Annotated in this window: 12 protein-coding genes and 1 pseudogene; 9 read left to right on the forward strand and 4 right to left on the reverse strand. The window is 70.9% G+C overall.

Annotated elements, in window-relative coordinates:
• The first annotated feature begins 117 nt into the window (after positions 1 to 117).
• On the forward strand, positions 118 to 1,047 hold the full coding sequence (locus tag VZF99_RS05130; RefSeq protein ID WP_407335833.1) for an SDR family NAD(P)-dependent oxidoreductase: 930 nt from the start codon (positions 118 to 120) through the stop codon (positions 1,045 to 1,047).
• Between the two features lie 18 nt (positions 1,048 to 1,065).
• On the opposite strand, the gene VZF99_RS05135 is transcribed toward VZF99_RS05130, so the two are convergent.
• Positions 1,066 to 1,989: an SDR family oxidoreductase gene (locus VZF99_RS05135; RefSeq protein ID WP_096905759.1), complete on the reverse strand. Its 924-nt coding sequence runs from the start codon at positions 1,987 to 1,989 to the stop codon at positions 1,066 to 1,068.
• A 209-nt stretch (positions 1,990 to 2,198) separates the two neighbouring features.
• Between VZF99_RS05135 and holA the strand changes: the two genes are divergently transcribed.
• Complete coding sequence (gene holA, locus VZF99_RS05140; RefSeq protein WP_120286295.1) at positions 2,199 to 3,176, forward strand: DNA polymerase III subunit delta; 978 nt, start codon at positions 2,199 to 2,201, stop codon at positions 3,174 to 3,176.
• 203 nt (positions 3,177 to 3,379) lie between these two features.
• Here holA and rpsT read toward each other — a convergent pair whose 3' ends face one another.
• Both rpsT and VZF99_RS05150 read right to left on the reverse strand, forming a co-directional pair.
• Positions 3,380 to 3,640 (reverse strand): 30S ribosomal protein S20, encoded by a 261-nt coding sequence (rpsT, locus tag VZF99_RS05145; protein ID WP_096905757.1) that lies wholly within the window; start codon positions 3,638 to 3,640, stop codon positions 3,380 to 3,382.
• Between the two features lie 199 nt (positions 3,641 to 3,839).
• A complete protein-coding gene (locus VZF99_RS05150; RefSeq protein WP_206474262.1) occupies positions 3,840 to 4,388 on the reverse strand; it encodes a type II toxin-antitoxin system PemK/MazF family toxin in 549 nt (182 codons plus the stop codon).
• A gap of 32 nt (positions 4,389 to 4,420) precedes the next feature.
• Here VZF99_RS05150 and VZF99_RS05155 point away from each other — a divergent pair, with 32 nt between their 5' ends.
• Together VZF99_RS05155 and lepA are read left to right on the forward strand one after the other, a co-directional pair.
• The gene (locus tag VZF99_RS05155; protein ID WP_317470698.1) at positions 4,421 to 5,146 is read left to right on the forward strand and encodes an EthD domain-containing protein; all 726 of its coding nucleotides are present in this window, start codon (positions 4,421 to 4,423) and stop codon (positions 5,144 to 5,146) included.
• A 57-nt stretch (positions 5,147 to 5,203) separates the two neighbouring features.
• The gene (gene lepA / locus VZF99_RS05160) at positions 5,204 to 7,063 is read left to right on the forward strand and encodes a translation elongation factor 4 (protein ID WP_067719655.1); all 1,860 of its coding nucleotides are present in this window, start codon (positions 5,204 to 5,206) and stop codon (positions 7,061 to 7,063) included.
• A 22-nt stretch (positions 7,064 to 7,085) separates the two neighbouring features.
• Here lepA and VZF99_RS05165 read toward each other — a convergent pair whose 3' ends face one another.
• Positions 7,086 to 7,598 (reverse strand): CGNR zinc finger domain-containing protein, encoded by a 513-nt coding sequence (locus VZF99_RS05165; protein WP_096905753.1) that lies wholly within the window; start codon positions 7,596 to 7,598, stop codon positions 7,086 to 7,088.
• Between the two features lie 26 nt (positions 7,599 to 7,624).
• Here VZF99_RS05165 and VZF99_RS05170 point away from each other — a divergent pair, with 26 nt between their 5' ends.
• The 5 genes and pseudogenes from VZF99_RS05170 (at position 7,625) to hemW (ending at position 14,357) form a co-directional block, all read left to right on the forward strand.
• Positions 7,625 to 8,446 carry a TSUP family transporter gene (locus VZF99_RS05170; RefSeq protein WP_407335834.1) on the forward strand — a complete coding sequence of 274 codons (822 nt, stop codon included), beginning with the start codon at positions 7,625 to 7,627 and terminating at the stop codon, positions 8,444 to 8,446.
• Positions 8,447 to 8,505: 59 nt separating this feature from the next.
• Positions 8,506 to 10,614, forward strand: coding sequence for a M3 family metallopeptidase (locus tag VZF99_RS05175; protein ID WP_407335835.1), 2,109 nt, complete (start codon positions 8,506 to 8,508; stop codon positions 10,612 to 10,614).
• A gap of 9 nt (positions 10,615 to 10,623) precedes the next feature.
• Entirely contained in the window at positions 10,624 to 10,833 is a 210-nt protein-coding gene (locus VZF99_RS05180) for a hypothetical protein (RefSeq protein WP_069389696.1), read from the forward strand.
• 168 nt (positions 10,834 to 11,001) lie between these two features.
• Positions 11,002 to 12,390, forward strand: a pseudogene (locus tag VZF99_RS05185) (WS/DGAT/MGAT family O-acyltransferase); the annotation flags it as partial.
• Positions 12,391 to 13,169: 779 nt separating this feature from the next.
• A complete protein-coding gene (hemW, locus tag VZF99_RS05190) occupies positions 13,170 to 14,357 on the forward strand; it encodes a radical SAM family heme chaperone HemW (protein ID WP_407336084.1) in 1,188 nt (395 codons plus the stop codon).
• The last annotated feature ends 23 nt before the right edge of the window (positions 14,358 to 14,380 follow it).

A 14,380-nucleotide genomic window follows, 5' to 3' on the forward strand; every position in this document is an offset into this window, starting at 1 on the left:
GACCACAGGCCGCCGCATCCGTTCGTCGGCGCTGCCTGACCGGATGCGTGGTCGGCGACCGCGGTGGACCATGGGCGTCACAGTCGGACCCCGGGAAAACCCCCCGGAGGAGGAATCATGGGCAAGCGGGAAGACCTGGCGGGACGTACGGTCGTCGTCACGGGTGCCTCGAGCGGATTCGGCCGCGGCACGGCACTGGCACTCGGTGAGCGGGGTGCCCACGTCGTCGTCGCCGCCCGGAGGGCCGCACCGCTGGAGGAGGTCGTCACGCAGATCACCGGGGCCGGCGGCAGCGCGGTGGCAGTGCCGACCGACGTCAGCGACGCGGACGCCGTCGAGCAGCTCGCCGCGGCGGCGGAGGAGCGTTTCGGTCACATCGACGTGTGGGTCAACAACGCTGCGGTCGGCGTCATGGGTCTGTTCTGGGAGGTGCCCGTCGCCGACCACGCCCGGCTCGTCGACGTGGACCTCAAGGGGATGATGTTCGGTGCCCATGCGGCGCTGCGCCGCTTCGCCGCTCGAGGGGAGGGCGTGTTGGTCAACGTCGGCTCGGTCGCCGGCGAGGTGCCGTTGGCGTACCAGGCCAGCTACGTCGCGGCGAAGGCGGGCATCAGCAGCCTGGGACGTTCACTCAACGAGGAGCTGCGGTTGGCCGGGTTGGGCGAACAGGTCACGGTGTCCACGATCCTGCCGTGGGCCGCCGACACGCCCTGGTGGGATCACGTCGGAAACTACACCGGACACGAGCCCAGGCTGTCGGCGATGGACGATCCCGACATCGTGGTGGAGGCGATCATCGACGCGTGCACCGATCCGCAGCAGGAGCGGCCGGTCGGCCCCAAGGCCCGCACCGCGAGGTCCTCGCACAGGCTGTTCCGCGAGCTGGGCGAGCGGTTCTCCGGGAAGCTCTCGGAGTCCGAGATCAGCAAGGGCACGCCCGTGCCGGACACCGCCGGCGCCCTCCACGAGCCGGTCGCGGAGGGCACCGCGGTCCACGGTGACACCCGGGAGCGGATGGTCATGGAGGACGCCGAGCGGCGGTCCTGAGGCCGACAGGTCCGGGGGTCACGGCGTGGGCATGCCTCCGGTCACCGCGAGCGTCTCGCCGATCACGTAGCTGGACTCGGGCGAGGCGAGGAACACGTAGGCGGGCGCCAACTCGGTGGGTTGCCCGGCGCGGCCGAGCGGGGTGGACGTGCCGAACTCGGGCAACTCCTCCTTGGGCTGCCCGTCCGACACCTGTAGAGGAGTCCAGATGGGGCCGGGCGCCACGGCGTTGACCCGGATCCCCTTGGGGGCGAGCTGTTGCGCCAGCCCCTTGGTGAAGTTGTTGATCGCGGCCTTGGTGGACGCGTAGTCCAACAGGTTCGGCGGCGCCATGTAGGCCACCACGGACGTGGTGTTGATGATCGTGGACCCGGGTTCCAGATGGCGCAACGCGGCCCTGGTCACCCGGAACATCCCGACGATGTTGACCCCGAAGGTGTCGGTGAGCTGCTCGTCGGGCAGATCCTCGAGCGCGGGTGCGACGACCTGCTTGCCGGCGTTGTTGACGAGGATGTCGAGGCCTCCGAGCCGCTCGACGGCGGTGTCGGCGAGGCTCTCGCAGAACGCGCGGTCGGTGAGATCGCCGGGGATGAGCGCGGCCGTGCGGCCCTCGCGCTCGATGATCTCGGCGACCGCGCGGGCGTCGGGTTCCTCCTCGGGCAGGTGGTGGATGGCCACGTCGGCGCCCTCGCGGGCGAAGGCGATCGCCACCGCGGCCCCGATGCCCGAGTCGCCGCCGGTGATGAGCGCCCTGCGGCCGGTGAGCCGGCCGGTGCCACGGTAGGAGTGCTCGCCGAGGTCCGCCTTCGGCTCCAGGTCGGCGTCGAGGCCCGGCTCGTCCTGGTGTTGGACCGGCGGCTCGATGGCGGGGTAGCGGGTAGCCGGGTTCTGGAACGTCAGCTGGTCCGTCGTCTCGGTGTTAACGTCCTGGTTCTCGCTCATGTCGTTCCTTTCGATGCTGGGACACCGCGCATCGTGGCGCTCCGCGTCGGCGTCGCACGGTCGGACTGGCTCGTGGCCCCGAAAGTACGTGGGGGAGCGGGCCGGGTCGACCGGTCGGTGCGCGGTGGTGGTGCGGGGCTGTCGGCGGGGCGTGGCACGATGACTGGGAGAGATGACGACGACAACCACAACGACGACGAGGAGCGCAGATGGCATCGGGGTCGGCACCGGCTGTGTTGCACCTGGTGTTGGGCGAGGACGAGTTCCTCACCGAACGCGCCACCACGGGCGTCGTCTCGGCGGTGCGTGCGGCGACCCCCGCCGGGCAGGACGCGCCGGTCGTCTCGAGGCTCGGCGGGCCCGAGGTCACGGCTCCGCAGCTGTTCGAGCTGCTCTCGCCGTCCCTGTTCGGTGAGGCCCGCATCGTGGTGATCACCGGCGCGGCGGAGCTGGGCAAGGACGCCCAGTCCGCGGTGCTCGGCGCGGCCCGTGACCTGCCCCCCGAGACGGTTCTGGTCGTCCAGCACACCGGTGGCGGTCGCGCCAAGGCCCTGGTGGCGGACCTGCGCAAGGCGGGGGCCGAGGAACACGCGGCGGGCAAAATCACCCGGCACACGGACGTGGTCGGCTTCGTCCGGTCCGAGTTCCGGACACTCGACGTGAGGGTCGCGCCCGAGGCCTGCGAGGCCCTGGTGGAGGCGGTGGGCACGGACCTGCGGCAGTTGGCGTCGGCGTGCGGTCAGCTCGTGGCCGACACCGGCGGCAAGGTCGACGTGGAGGCGGTGCGGCGCTACCACTCGGGGGTCGTGGGGGTCAGCGGGTTCACCGTGGCCGAACGCGCGGTCACGGGGGACGTGGCCGGCGCGATCGAGGCACTCGAGTGGGCCATGCACACCGGCGTCCCGCACGTCGTGCTCGCGGATGCCCTGGCCGACGCGGTGAACTCCATCGCCCTGGTCGGTACCCAGCGGGGAGTGCCGCCGGCCGACCTGGCCCGGCAGGGCCTGCCGCCGTGGAAGGTCAAGAAGGTCACCGCCCAGACCCGGTACTGGTCCATCGAGACCCTGGGCAGCGCGCTGCAGGTCGTCGCCACCCTCAACGGCGAGGTCAAGGGCGGGGCGGAGGACACGTCCTACGCCCTCGAGCGCGCCGTCCGCGCGGTCGGAACGCTCGCGTCCGCCGGCTGACCGGGCCCGCACAGCGGGGACGTGAGCGGACCCGCATCGGGGACACGTCGGCCACTCACACGCAGGCCCCACACACGACAGCCACCCATACGACGAGGGCCCACCTCACGCACGTGGTGCGGGGTGGGCCCTCGGAGCCTCGTCACGTCAGGCGAGCAGACGTGGGGCTGGGTGCCTCCCGGTCAGGGGAGGGACCGGGGTGCTCAGAGGCTGTTGACAGCCTTGGTGAGCGCCGACTTCTTGTTGGCGGCCTGGTTCGGGTGGATGACACCCTTGCTGGCGGCCTTGTCGAGCTGACGGGAGGTGGCGACGAGCAGGGCGCCGGCCTTCTCCTTGTCACCGGCCGCGGTGGCCTCACGCAGGCTGCGGATGGCGGTACGCAGACCCGACTTGGTCGACTGGTTGCGGAGGCGGTTGCGCTCGTTGGTGCGGTTCCGCTTGATCTGGGACTTGATGTTGGCCACTCGTCACACCTTTTTGTCGTGTGTCGACGGCTCCACGAGGGGATCCCGCCGATCGGATGTCTTGTCGTCTCGTCCGCGCGGACACGTGCACAACGTGCTCCGGTGGACACCGACGGCCCACTTTACCAGCGGGGGTGTCACCGGCCAAAACGTGCGAGGACGCCTCCGTCGATCCCCGGCCCCGGAGGGGTCGGACGTCTCAGCGCCAGCCGTAGTCGGCGCGGAGCCGATCGGCGACCGCCTCGAACTTCGACCGCGGGCAGATCGCGCCCTCGCGGCGGATGCCCTGTTCGGGAACGTCCAGCACGCGGTCGAGGCGCACCCAGCTCGGTCGGCCCTCGGGGTCCCAGGGGCCCGATCCGAGCCCGAGCCACCCCTCGTCGTCGTCCCTGGAGTGCTGCGACGAGAGCTGGAGGCCGAGCAGGCGGTCCCCGTCGCGCCCCACCACCAGGACCGGGCGGTCCTTGCCGCGGCCGTCGTTCTCCTCGAACTCGACCCAGGTCCACACGATCTCGCCGGGGTCGGCGTGGCCGTCGAGGTCGGGCGCGTAGGCGATCCGGCGAGCCCGGCTCGAGGTGGGGGCGGTGCCGGTGGTGGCGGGCCGTCCCCCGCCACCGACCTCCGGGGACAGGGCGGGGGAGACCCCACGGTCGTCCAGCCGCCTACGTACCTCGCGCGCGACGGTCGGTCCGTACCTGCGGCCCACGCGGACCGCCGTTCGACCCACCCGGGCCCAGTCGATAGCCATGGGCGTCAGCGTAACCGCCCTATGATCTCGACATGGACATGCTGTTGGCAGTGGTGTGGGCAGACGACGACGCCTCGGTGGATCCTGCGGACGCCGCGGGCCTGCGGGCACGGATCGCGGACGCCGTCGAGGGGCCGCTGGCCGCCCTCGGGGTGGAGGAGTACCTGCTCAACGTGCGCGACGAGGCGGTCTCGGGCGCGATGATCGACGTCCGGGTCACGCCGCGGCCGGTGCTGGCGGCGCTGCGCGCCCGCGTGCCGGTCGCCTCGGCTTCCGCGTGCGCCGACCTGCTCGACGCGCTGCGCGAGCTGGGGTCGGTGTCGGCCTGGTCGGTCACCGCCTCCGAGCCGCTGCCCGCGCCCGGACCGGGGCCGGACGGCCGGTGCGAGGGAATGGCCAACCTGGCGTTCCTGCGGCGGCCCGAGCGCATCGGCCGGGAGGAGTGGCTGCGCACGTGGCTCGAGGAGCACACGCAGGTCGCCATCGACACCCAGTCCACCACCGCCTACACCCAGCACGTGGTGGTCCGCGCGTTGACCGCCGACGCACCGGTGATCGACGGGATCGTGGAGGAGGTCTTCCCCATCGAGGCCGCGACGGACCTCGGGGTGTTCTTCGATGCCCGCGGCGACGACGCGCGCATGGCGGCCAACATCGAGGCCATGACCGCCTCGACCGGACGGTTCCTCGACGACGGCACGGTGGACGCCGTCCCCACAGGGCGGTACGTGATGGGAGTTCCCGGCGTGGGCGTGTGACAATGGGGTGATCGCCCGGTCGGACCGCACCCAGCCACGCCCGGGCCCGCCCGAGGAGTGATCGAGATTCCCAACTTCGCAGAGACGACGTTCACCGATCCCGCCAGGATCAGGAACTTCTGCATCATCGCCCACATCGACCACGGCAAGTCGACGCTCGCCGACCGCATGCTGCAACTCACCGGCGTGGTCGAGGAGCGGCTCATGCGCGCCCAGTACCTCGACCGGATGGACATCGAGCGCGAGCGCGGCATCACCATCAAGGCGCAGAACGTCCGCCTGCCGTGGGTGCCGCGTTCCGGCCCCCACCAGGGCGAGGAGATCGTCCTGCACATGATCGACACCCCGGGCCACGTGGACTTCACCTACGAGGTCTCCCGCGCGCTCGAGGCGTGCGAGGGTGCGATCCTGCTGGTCGACGCCGCGCAGGGCATCGAGGCCCAGACGCTGGCCAACCTCTACCTGGCCATGGAGAACGACCTCGAGATCATCCCGGTGCTCAACAAGATCGACCTGCCGGCCGCGGATCCGGACCGGTTCGCGGAGGAGATCTCCCACATCGTCGGGTGCGAGCCGGACGACGTGCTGCGGGTCTCCGGCAAGACGGGCATGGGCGTCGAGGCGCTGCTGGACAAGGTGTGCGAAAAGGTGCCCGCGCCCGTGGGCGATCCGGACGCCCCGGCCCGCGCGATGATCTTCGACTCGGTGTACGACACCTACCGCGGTGTCGTCACCTACGTCCGGGTGTTCGACGGCTCGCTCAACCCGCGCGAGAAGGTCAGGATGATGTCCACGGGCAGCACCCACGAGGCGCTCGAGGTCGGCATCATCTCGCCGGAGCCCAAAGCCACGAAGGGGCTCGGGCCCGGCGAGGTCGGTTATCTCATCACCGGCGTCAAGGACGTCCGCCAGTCCAAGGTCGGCGACACCATCACCACCGCCCGCGGCGGGGCGGAGGAGCCGCTCGCGGGGTACGCCGAGCCCAACCCGATGGTCTTCTCCGGCCTGTACCCGATCGACGGCTCCGACTACCCGGTCCTGCGCGACGCCCTGGACAAGCTCCAGCTCAACGACGCCTCGCTGGACTACGAGCCGGAGACCTCGGTCGCGCTCGGGTTCGGCTTCCGCTGCGGCTTCCTCGGACTGTTGCACATGGAGATCACCCGGGACCGGCTGGAGCGCGAGTTCAACCTCGATCTCATCTCCACCGCCCCGAACGTGGTGTACCGGGTGGTCGCGGAGGACGGCAGCGAGCACCAGGTCACCAACCCGTCGTACTGGCCCGAGGGCAAGCACCGCGAGATCTACGAGCCGATCGTCAAGTGCACGATCATCGTGCCGAGCGAGTACGTGGGCACCGTCATGGAGCTGTGCCAGTCCAAGCGCGGCGAGATGAAGGGCATGGACTACCTGTCCGAGACCCGCGTCGAGCTCCGGTACGTCATGCCGATGGGCGAGATCATCTTCGACTTTTTCGACTCGCTCAAGTCCCGGACCAAGGGTTACGCGTCGATGGACTACGAGGAGGCCGGCGAGCAGGTCTCCGATCTGGTCAAGGTCGACATCCTGCTGCAGGGTGAGGCCGTGGACGCGTTCAGCGCGATCGTGCACCGCGACTACGCCCAGGCCTACGGCAACAAGATGACGGGCAAGCTCAAGGAGCTCATCCCGCGTCAGCAGTACGAGGTGCCGATCCAGGCGGCGATCGGCGCGAAGATCATCTCCCGTGAGAACATCCGCGCGATCCGCAAGGACGTGCTCTCCAAGTGCTACGGCGGCGATATCAGCCGTAAGCGCAAGCTGCTGGAGAAGCAGAAGGAGGGCAAGAAGCGGATGAAGTCCATCGGGCGGGTGGACGTGCCGCAGGAGGCCTTCGTCGCGGCGCTGTCGGCGGATTCGAGCGCGGACAAGAAGTAGGCCCCGACACCGTGCGCGTGACTCAGGTCCGCGCGCGGTGTCGGCGGACGGCGCACCGGTTGGTGCACCGCGTCGAGCAGTAGGTCTTGCGTCCGTTGCGGGTGGTGTCGGCGAAGACGGCGTCGCAGTCGTCGGCGGCGCACCGCGCGAGCCGGTCGATGCCCCGCGAGGTCAGGTGGAGTGCGGTGCCCACTGCGAACATGGCGGTGAGCAGGCGCGCGAAGGAGACGTCGTCGGCGCGGTAGTGCACGTGCCAGTGGCCGTCGTGGTCGGTCAGGCGCGGCGGTGCCGAGTGCTCGGCCAGGAGGGCGTTGAGGGCGTCGGCGCGCCCGTGCGGCGCAGTGGTGTCGACGACGACGAGCCACTCGTCCAGGAAGGTGTCGACCTCGTCCAGGTCCGCGTCCGAGGCGCTCCGGTCGATGGTCACCCCCGCCTCGCGACAGCGGTCCACCAGTTCGCGGGTGGTGCGGGGGCGGCGATTGGCCAGGTCGGCGGCCAGGGTGACCGGATCGGCCCCGTAAGGGTTGATATACACAAACCGATTACAGCACAGTGATCGCCATGCCCTCATCGTTCGCGGCCGTCGCCGCGTCCCCCGCACTCGGTGTGTCCGTCTGGGTGCTCGCCGCGCTCGTCCTGGCGGCGTTCGTCGCCGGGTGGGTGGACTCGGTGGTCGGCGGGGGAGGGCTCATCCAGCTGCCGGCGCTCGTCATCGCGCTGCCGGCGGAGGCCTCGACGCCGGAGATCCTCGGCACCAACAAATTGTCCTCGGTCGCCGGCACCCTGGTCGCGACCCTGACCTATCTCCGGAAGATCCGTGTGCCGGTGGCGATGGTGCTCCCACTGGTGGTGGCGGCTTTCGCGGGATCCGCGGCCGGGTCCTCGGTGGCCCGGTTCATCCCCAACGAGCTCCTCACGCCGATCGTCCTGGTGGCCGTCGTGGCGGTGGGCGCCTACACCTACTTCACGCCGACCATGGGGCGGGTCCACGAGGAACGGCACACCGGTTGGTCGCGGACGTGGCGCTCGGCGCTCATCGGTGGGGTGATCGGGTTCTACGACGGGGTGCTCGGCCCGGGGACGGGGTCGTTCTTCGTCATCGCGATCGTCGCGTTCCTGGGGTTCGGGTTCCTCCAGGGCACCGTGGCGGCCAAGCTCGCCAATCTCACCACGAACATCGCCTCGATCCTGGTGTTCGGCCTCCACGGTGAACTGCTGTGGATCATCGGCGGGTGCATGGCGGTGGCCAACCTGGCCGGCGGGTTCCTCGGGGCGCGGATGGCGATGCGGCACGGCAACGAGTTCATCCGCACCGTGTTCCTCGTGGTCATCAGCATCCTGGCGGTGAGACTGGCCTGGGAGACCGCCACGCAGTGGCTGTGACCCCTGGGCCCGCCGCGGCGGTCGCCGACGCGACCGCCCGCGGACGTAGACTCCCGCACATGACCCTTCCGAGCCCCGAGGCCTCCCGTCATCCGCTGCTCGACGAGTCGCCGTTGCCGTACGGCCTGCCGGACTTCGCCGCCATCCGGGAGGAGGATCTGGAGCCGGCCATCCGGACCGCGATCGACGACCACGCGGCCGAGGTCGCCGCGATCGTCGCCAACCCGGAGCCGGCGACGGTGGACAACACCGTGGTCGCCCTCGAGCGCTCGGGCCTGGCCCTGAACCGGGTCCTGTCGGTGTTCTACGGCCTGCTCGGCCCGGACGCCACCAAGGCCCGCCTCGACGTGGACCGGGTCGTCTCGCCGCTGCTGGCCGCGCACCATTCCGCGGTGATGACCAACCCGGTTCTGTTCGGCCGGGTGGACGCGGTGCTCTCCGCTCTGGAGGCGGGGGAGTTGGAGGTCGACGACGAGACGGAGCGGCTCGTGCGCCGCCACCACCGCGACCTGCTGCGCGCGGGCGCCGCCCTCGACGACGCCGGCCGGGCCCGACTCACCGCCATCGACACCAGGTTGGCCGAGTTGACCACCGAGTTCGGCGAGAACCTGCTGGCCTCGACCACGGAACTGGCCGTCCCGGTCTCCGACGAGACCGAACTCGCGGGCCTGTCGGAGTCCATGCGGTCCACGCTCGCCGCGGTCGCCGCCGAGTCGGGGCGAGAGGGGTGGCTGATCCCACTGGGGCTTCCCACCGTGCAGCCGATCAGCGCCCTGCTCGACGACGCCGGTCTGCGCCACCGCGTCATGGAGGCATCACTCGGTCGGGGCGCGACGCCGGGCCACGACAACACCCCGGTCGTGCTGGAGATCGTCCGCCTACGCGCCGAGCGGGCGCGGCTGCTCGGGCTGGGATGCCACGCGGAGCACGTCCTCGCGGTGGAGACCGCCGGATCGCCCGAGGCGGCTCGCGGGCTGCTGCTCGACGTGGTCGACGCGGCCGTGACCAACGCCCGCAACGAGGCCAAGGACCTGCTCGGCGGCGACGACCGTGAACTGAACCCGGCCGACTGGGCCTGGGCGTCCGAGCGGCTGCGGGCCGAGCGGTTCCAGGTCGACGACGCGACCGTCCGTCCCTACTTCGAGCTCGAGCGGGTGCTGCGTGACGGGGTGATGCACGCGGCATCCGAGCTGTACGGGCTGCGCTTCGCCGAGCGGAACGACCTGCGCGGGTTCCTCCCCGACGTCCGGGTCATCGAGGTGTTCGACGACGAGCGGGCCGAGCCCGACGCCGGCGTGGGGCTCCTGCTGTTGGACTACTACGCCCGCCCGACCAAGCGCGGCGGGGCGTGGATGAGCTCGTTCCGCGACCAGTCCCGGCTCCTGGATTCGCGGCCCGTCGTCGTCAACGTCATGAACCTGGCCCGTCCCGCGGCGGGGCAGCCCACGCTACTCACGATGGACGAGGTCACCACGATGTTCCACGAGTTCGGGCACGCCCTGCACGGGCTGCTGTCGGACGTGGAGTACCCGGTGTTTTCCGGCACCTCCGTGCCCCGGGACTTCGTCGAGTTCCCCTCCCAGGTCAACGAGATGTGGGCGCGTCGACCGGAGATGCTCGCGCACTATGCCCGGCACGTGGAGACGGGGGCGCCGATCGTCGAGGACCTCGTCGAGCGGATGCGGGAGGCCGAGCGCTTCGGTGAGGGGCAGGCGACCGTGGAGTACCTCGGGGCGGCACTGCTCGACCTGGCCTGGCACTCCCTGTCGCCGGAGGAGGCCGACGCCGTCACCGACGTCGACGAGTTCGAGGCCCGCGTCCTCGCCGAGGCAGGTCTCGACGTCCCCGGCATCGAGCCGCGTTACCGGTCCCGGTACTTCCAGCACATCTTCGCGGGCGGGTACTCCGCCGCGTACTACTCCTACTTCTGGGCCGAGGTGCTCGACGCCGACGCCACCGAGTGGTTCGTCGAGAGCGGGGGCCTGACGCGGTCCTCGGGCGAGCGGATGCGGCGCGAGGTGCTGTCCCGGGGCGGGGCCATCGACTTCCTCGACGCCTACCGCCGCATGCGGGGGTCGGAGCCGAGCACCGCCGCGCTGCTGCGTCGGCGTGGGCTCGACTCCTCGGTGGTGGGAGGCCACGGGGTCGCCACCGCCGGGCGGTCGTAGGATCGGGACGTGACGGCGTTCCTGCAGTTCTGGGACAGAGTCGAGCTCTGGCTCGCCACCCTGCCGTTCCCGTTGCAGGTGATGCTCCTGCTCGTGATGGGGCTCCCGCTGTTCTTCCTCGTCGCGGTGGCGGTCGAGAAGGGCGCGGATGTCCTCGTCCACCGGTTCCGGGCGCTCGTCGCCCCGAGAACCGTCGAGACCCGGAAGGAGGTCCGTTGATGCCCCGGTCGCGTGTGACACTCGCCCTGGTCCTGCTGATCGCGCTCGTCGTGATCGCATGGGTCCTCGTCGAGGTGCTCTGACCCCCGTTCCACGGCGACATTTCCGCGATCGCCGCGGAATTCCAACCACCGCCACGCGGCGCCGTCCGGCCGTACACTCCTCGACATGCAGCGCTTGAGTGGGCTCGATGCCAGCTTCCTCTACTTCGAGACCAGGTCCCAGCTCCTGCACGTGTGCGGGCTGATCGTCCTGGACGTCTCCGGGATGGAGGACGGGTACTCCTTCGAGGCCCTGCGGACCGAGCTCCGACGTCGGATCACCGCGATGCCGCCGTTCCGGCGCAAGCTGCACGACTCGCTGCTCAACGTGGACCATCCGGTGTGGGTCGAGGCCGAGGACTTCGACATCGACCACCACCTCCACCGCGTCGGTATACCGGAGCCCGGCGGGGACCACGAGCTCGCCGAACTGTGCGCCCACCTGGGCAGTCAGCCGATCGACCGGTCCATGCCGCTGTGGCAGATGTACGTCATCGAGGGACTGCCGGACGGCCGGGTCGCGGTCTTCGCCAAGATGCACCACTCGACCGTCGACGGCGTCACCGGCGCCAACATGCTCTCGCAGCTGTGCACCCTCTCCCCGGACGAGCCGGAGCTCGACGAGGAGCTGGTCGAGGAGACCGCCGGTGGGTCCGGCGCCCTGGAGCTCGCCGTCGGTGGTGCCCTGTCGCGCCTGGCCACGCCGTGGCGACTCGCCTCCCTGTTGCCGGGGACGGTCGGGGTGCTCCCGTCCTGGATTAACCGCGCCCGCAAGGGACTGGCGATGCCCGCGCCGTTCACCGCCCCGCGCACCCCGTTCAACCGCACGATCACCGGACACCGGTCGATCTCCTACGCGAGTGTGGACCTGGCGGACATCAAGCGGGTCAAGAACGCGTTCGGCACCACGGTCAACGACGTGGTGCTCGCCGTCTGTTCGACCGCCCTGCGCAAGTACCTCGACGACCGGGACGCGCTGCCGCGCAAGCCGCTGATCGCCATGGTCCCGATGTCGGTGCACGCCGCGGAATCGCGCCCCGGCACCAATCGTGTCTCCGGCATGTTCATGTCCCTGGCCACCGACATCGACGACCCGGTCGGTCGGCTCGAGGCGATCCGCGACGCCAACACCGTCGCCAAGGACCACACCGACGCATTGGACGCCAACCTGCTCACCGACTGGGCGCAGTTCGCGGCGCCCTCGGTGTTCGGTTCCGCGGTCCGCATGTATTCGCGACTCCGGCTGTCCGAGCGCCACCCCGTGGTGCACAACCTCGTCATCTCGAACGTGCCCGGCCCCAACTTCCCGCTGTACTTCCTCGGCGCGAAGATCGAGAAGATGCTGCCCCTGGGCCCGGTCTTCCACGGCGCGGGCCTCAACTGCACCGTGATGTCGTTGGACGGCAGTCTGCACTTCGGGTTCATCGGGTGTCGTGACCTCGTCCCGGATCCCTGGCCGTTGGCGAACGCGGTCGAGGACGCCCTGGCGGAGTTCGTGGTCGCGGCGGAGGAGCGGGAGAAGAGCGGCACCCCCACCGCCGCGCGCAAATCGGCGGGCGAGTTGGCGCAGGAGCGCAAGGAGCAGCGCAGTGCTGCCCGCCAGGCGTCCAAGGAGTCCGCGAAGTCGGGGTCCAAGGCCACGGCGGTGATCGGACGCGATCGCGCTTCGACCCGGGCGGCCACGCAGGACGAGTCCGGCGCGGACGCGGCGTCTCGGCCCGCCGCCGGAGAGGCGGGTGCCACGACGGCGCCGGCCAAGAAGGCGCCCGCGAAGAAGGCTCCGGCCAAGAAGGCGGCCGCGAAGAAGGCCCCGGCCAAGAAGGCGGCCGCGAAGAAGGCCCCGGCCAAGAAGGCGGCCGCGAAGCAGACCTCGGCGACGAACACCCGGGCCGAGAAGGCGCCTGCGAAGAAGGCCTCGGCAAAGAAGACCCCGGCCACGACGAGTTCACGTCAGAAGCGGGCGGCGAAACCGACGGGGTCCAAGCCCGCAGGCACCACACCGGCCGCGACCACACCGGCGGCGACCACGCAGACCGCGCCCACGCAGACCGCGGCCGGGCCCGATCGTCGGACAACCGCGCCGAAGGCTCCCGCGGGACCGGGTACCCCCGCCGATGCCGCCCAGGCACCGACCTACAGCGCGCCCGCGGCTACAGTCCTTGGCGACGACGAGATCTCGGCGACGCCGACCCCGCCGATCGAGACCCTGCCCGCCCCGGACCCGACTGGAGATGAGACCTCATCGGACACCCAGACCGGTCAGGTGTGACCGCCGCGCCCCACAACCCCGCCACACTGGCGAGCGCGCCCCCGACCCGCGATCCGCGGGCGCCCTTCGGCATCTACCTCCACGTGCCGTTCTGCTCCACCCGGTGCGGATACTGCGATTTCAACACCTACACCGCCGGCGAACTCGGCTCGGCGACCTCCCCGGTCGACTGGGAACGGGCCGCGGCCATCGAGATCGACCGGGCCGCCCAGGCACTGGCCGCGGCGGGCACGCCCCCGCAGGTCGACACGGTCTTCATCGGCGGCGGCACCCCGTCGCTGGTGGGCGCGGACGTCCTCGTGGGCCTGCTCGAGCGCATCGACTCGGCGTTCGGGCTGGCGCCCGGCGCGGAGGTCACCACCGAGAGCAACCCGGAGTCCACCTCGCCGGAGTTCTTCGCCCGACTGCGCGAGGGCGGATTCACCCGCATCTCGCTGGGCATGCAGTCGACGGCAGCCCACGTCCTGCGCGTGCTCGACCGGACTCACACCCCCGGACGCCCGCAGGAGGCGGTGGCCGAGGCCCTGCGGGCCGGGTTCGAGCACGTCAACCTCGACGTCATCTACGGCACCCCGGGCGAGACGGACGACGACCTGGCGCGGACACTCGACGCGGTCGTCGACGCCGGGGTCGACCACGTCTCCGCCTACTCGCTGATCGTGGAGGACGGCACCGCGCTGGCCCGCCGCATCCGCCGCGGTGAGATGCCGGGCACGGTCGACGACGTCCTGGCCGACCGTTACGAGCAGGTGGCCGAGCGTCTGGCCCGTGCCGGGTTCCACTGGTACGAGGTCTCCAACTTCGCCACCGACTCCTCGGGATACTGCCGCCACAACATGGGTTACTGGCGCGGCGGCGACTGGTGGGGCATCGGGCCGGGCGCGCACTCGCACGTCGCCGGGGCCCGGTGGTGGAACGTCAAGCATCCCGCCCGCTACGCCGCCGAGTGCGACGCGGGCCGGCTGCCCGTGGACGGCGGGGAACTCCTCACCGACACCGACCGCCACATCGAGCGCATCATGACCGGGCTCCGCCTGGCCGAGGGGCTCGACGACGGCGCCTTCACCGCCGACGAGCGGATCCGCGCCGACACCCAGGTGGCGGCCGGACTGCTCCGGCGACGATCGGCCGGCGATCCCGCGGGCCCCGGTTACGCGCTCACCGAGGCAGGCCGGTTGTTGGCCGACGGGGTCGTGCGCGACGTCCTCGTCTGAACCGTCGGCCCGGGAAGTGGCAT

The sequence above is a fragment of the Dietzia kunjamensis genome (genome assembly GCF_045689975.1).
In the GTDB taxonomy this organism is placed as follows: Bacteria; Actinomycetota; Actinomycetes; order Mycobacteriales; family Mycobacteriaceae; genus Dietzia; species Dietzia kunjamensis.

Coding starts and splice junctions, on each gene's coding strand:
- VZF99_RS05155 (WP_317470698.1), top strand. CDS start 4,421: ATGGACATGCTGTTGGCAGTGGTGTGGGCAGACGACGACGCCTCGGTG.
- VZF99_RS05150 (WP_206474262.1), bottom strand. CDS start 4,388: ATGGCTATCGACTGGGCCCGGGTGGGTCGAACGGCGGTCCGCGTGGGC.
- holA (WP_120286295.1), top strand. CDS start 2,199: ATGGCATCGGGGTCGGCACCGGCTGTGTTGCACCTGGTGTTGGGCGAG.
- VZF99_RS05130 (WP_407335833.1), top strand. CDS start 118: ATGGGCAAGCGGGAAGACCTGGCGGGACGTACGGTCGTCGTCACGGGT.
- VZF99_RS05170 (WP_407335834.1), top strand. CDS start 7,625: ATGCCCTCATCGTTCGCGGCCGTCGCCGCGTCCCCCGCACTCGGTGTG.
- VZF99_RS05135 (WP_096905759.1), bottom strand. CDS start 1,989: ATGAGCGAGAACCAGGACGTTAACACCGAGACGACGGACCAGCTGACG.
- VZF99_RS05175 (WP_407335835.1), top strand. CDS start 8,506: ATGACCCTTCCGAGCCCCGAGGCCTCCCGTCATCCGCTGCTCGACGAG.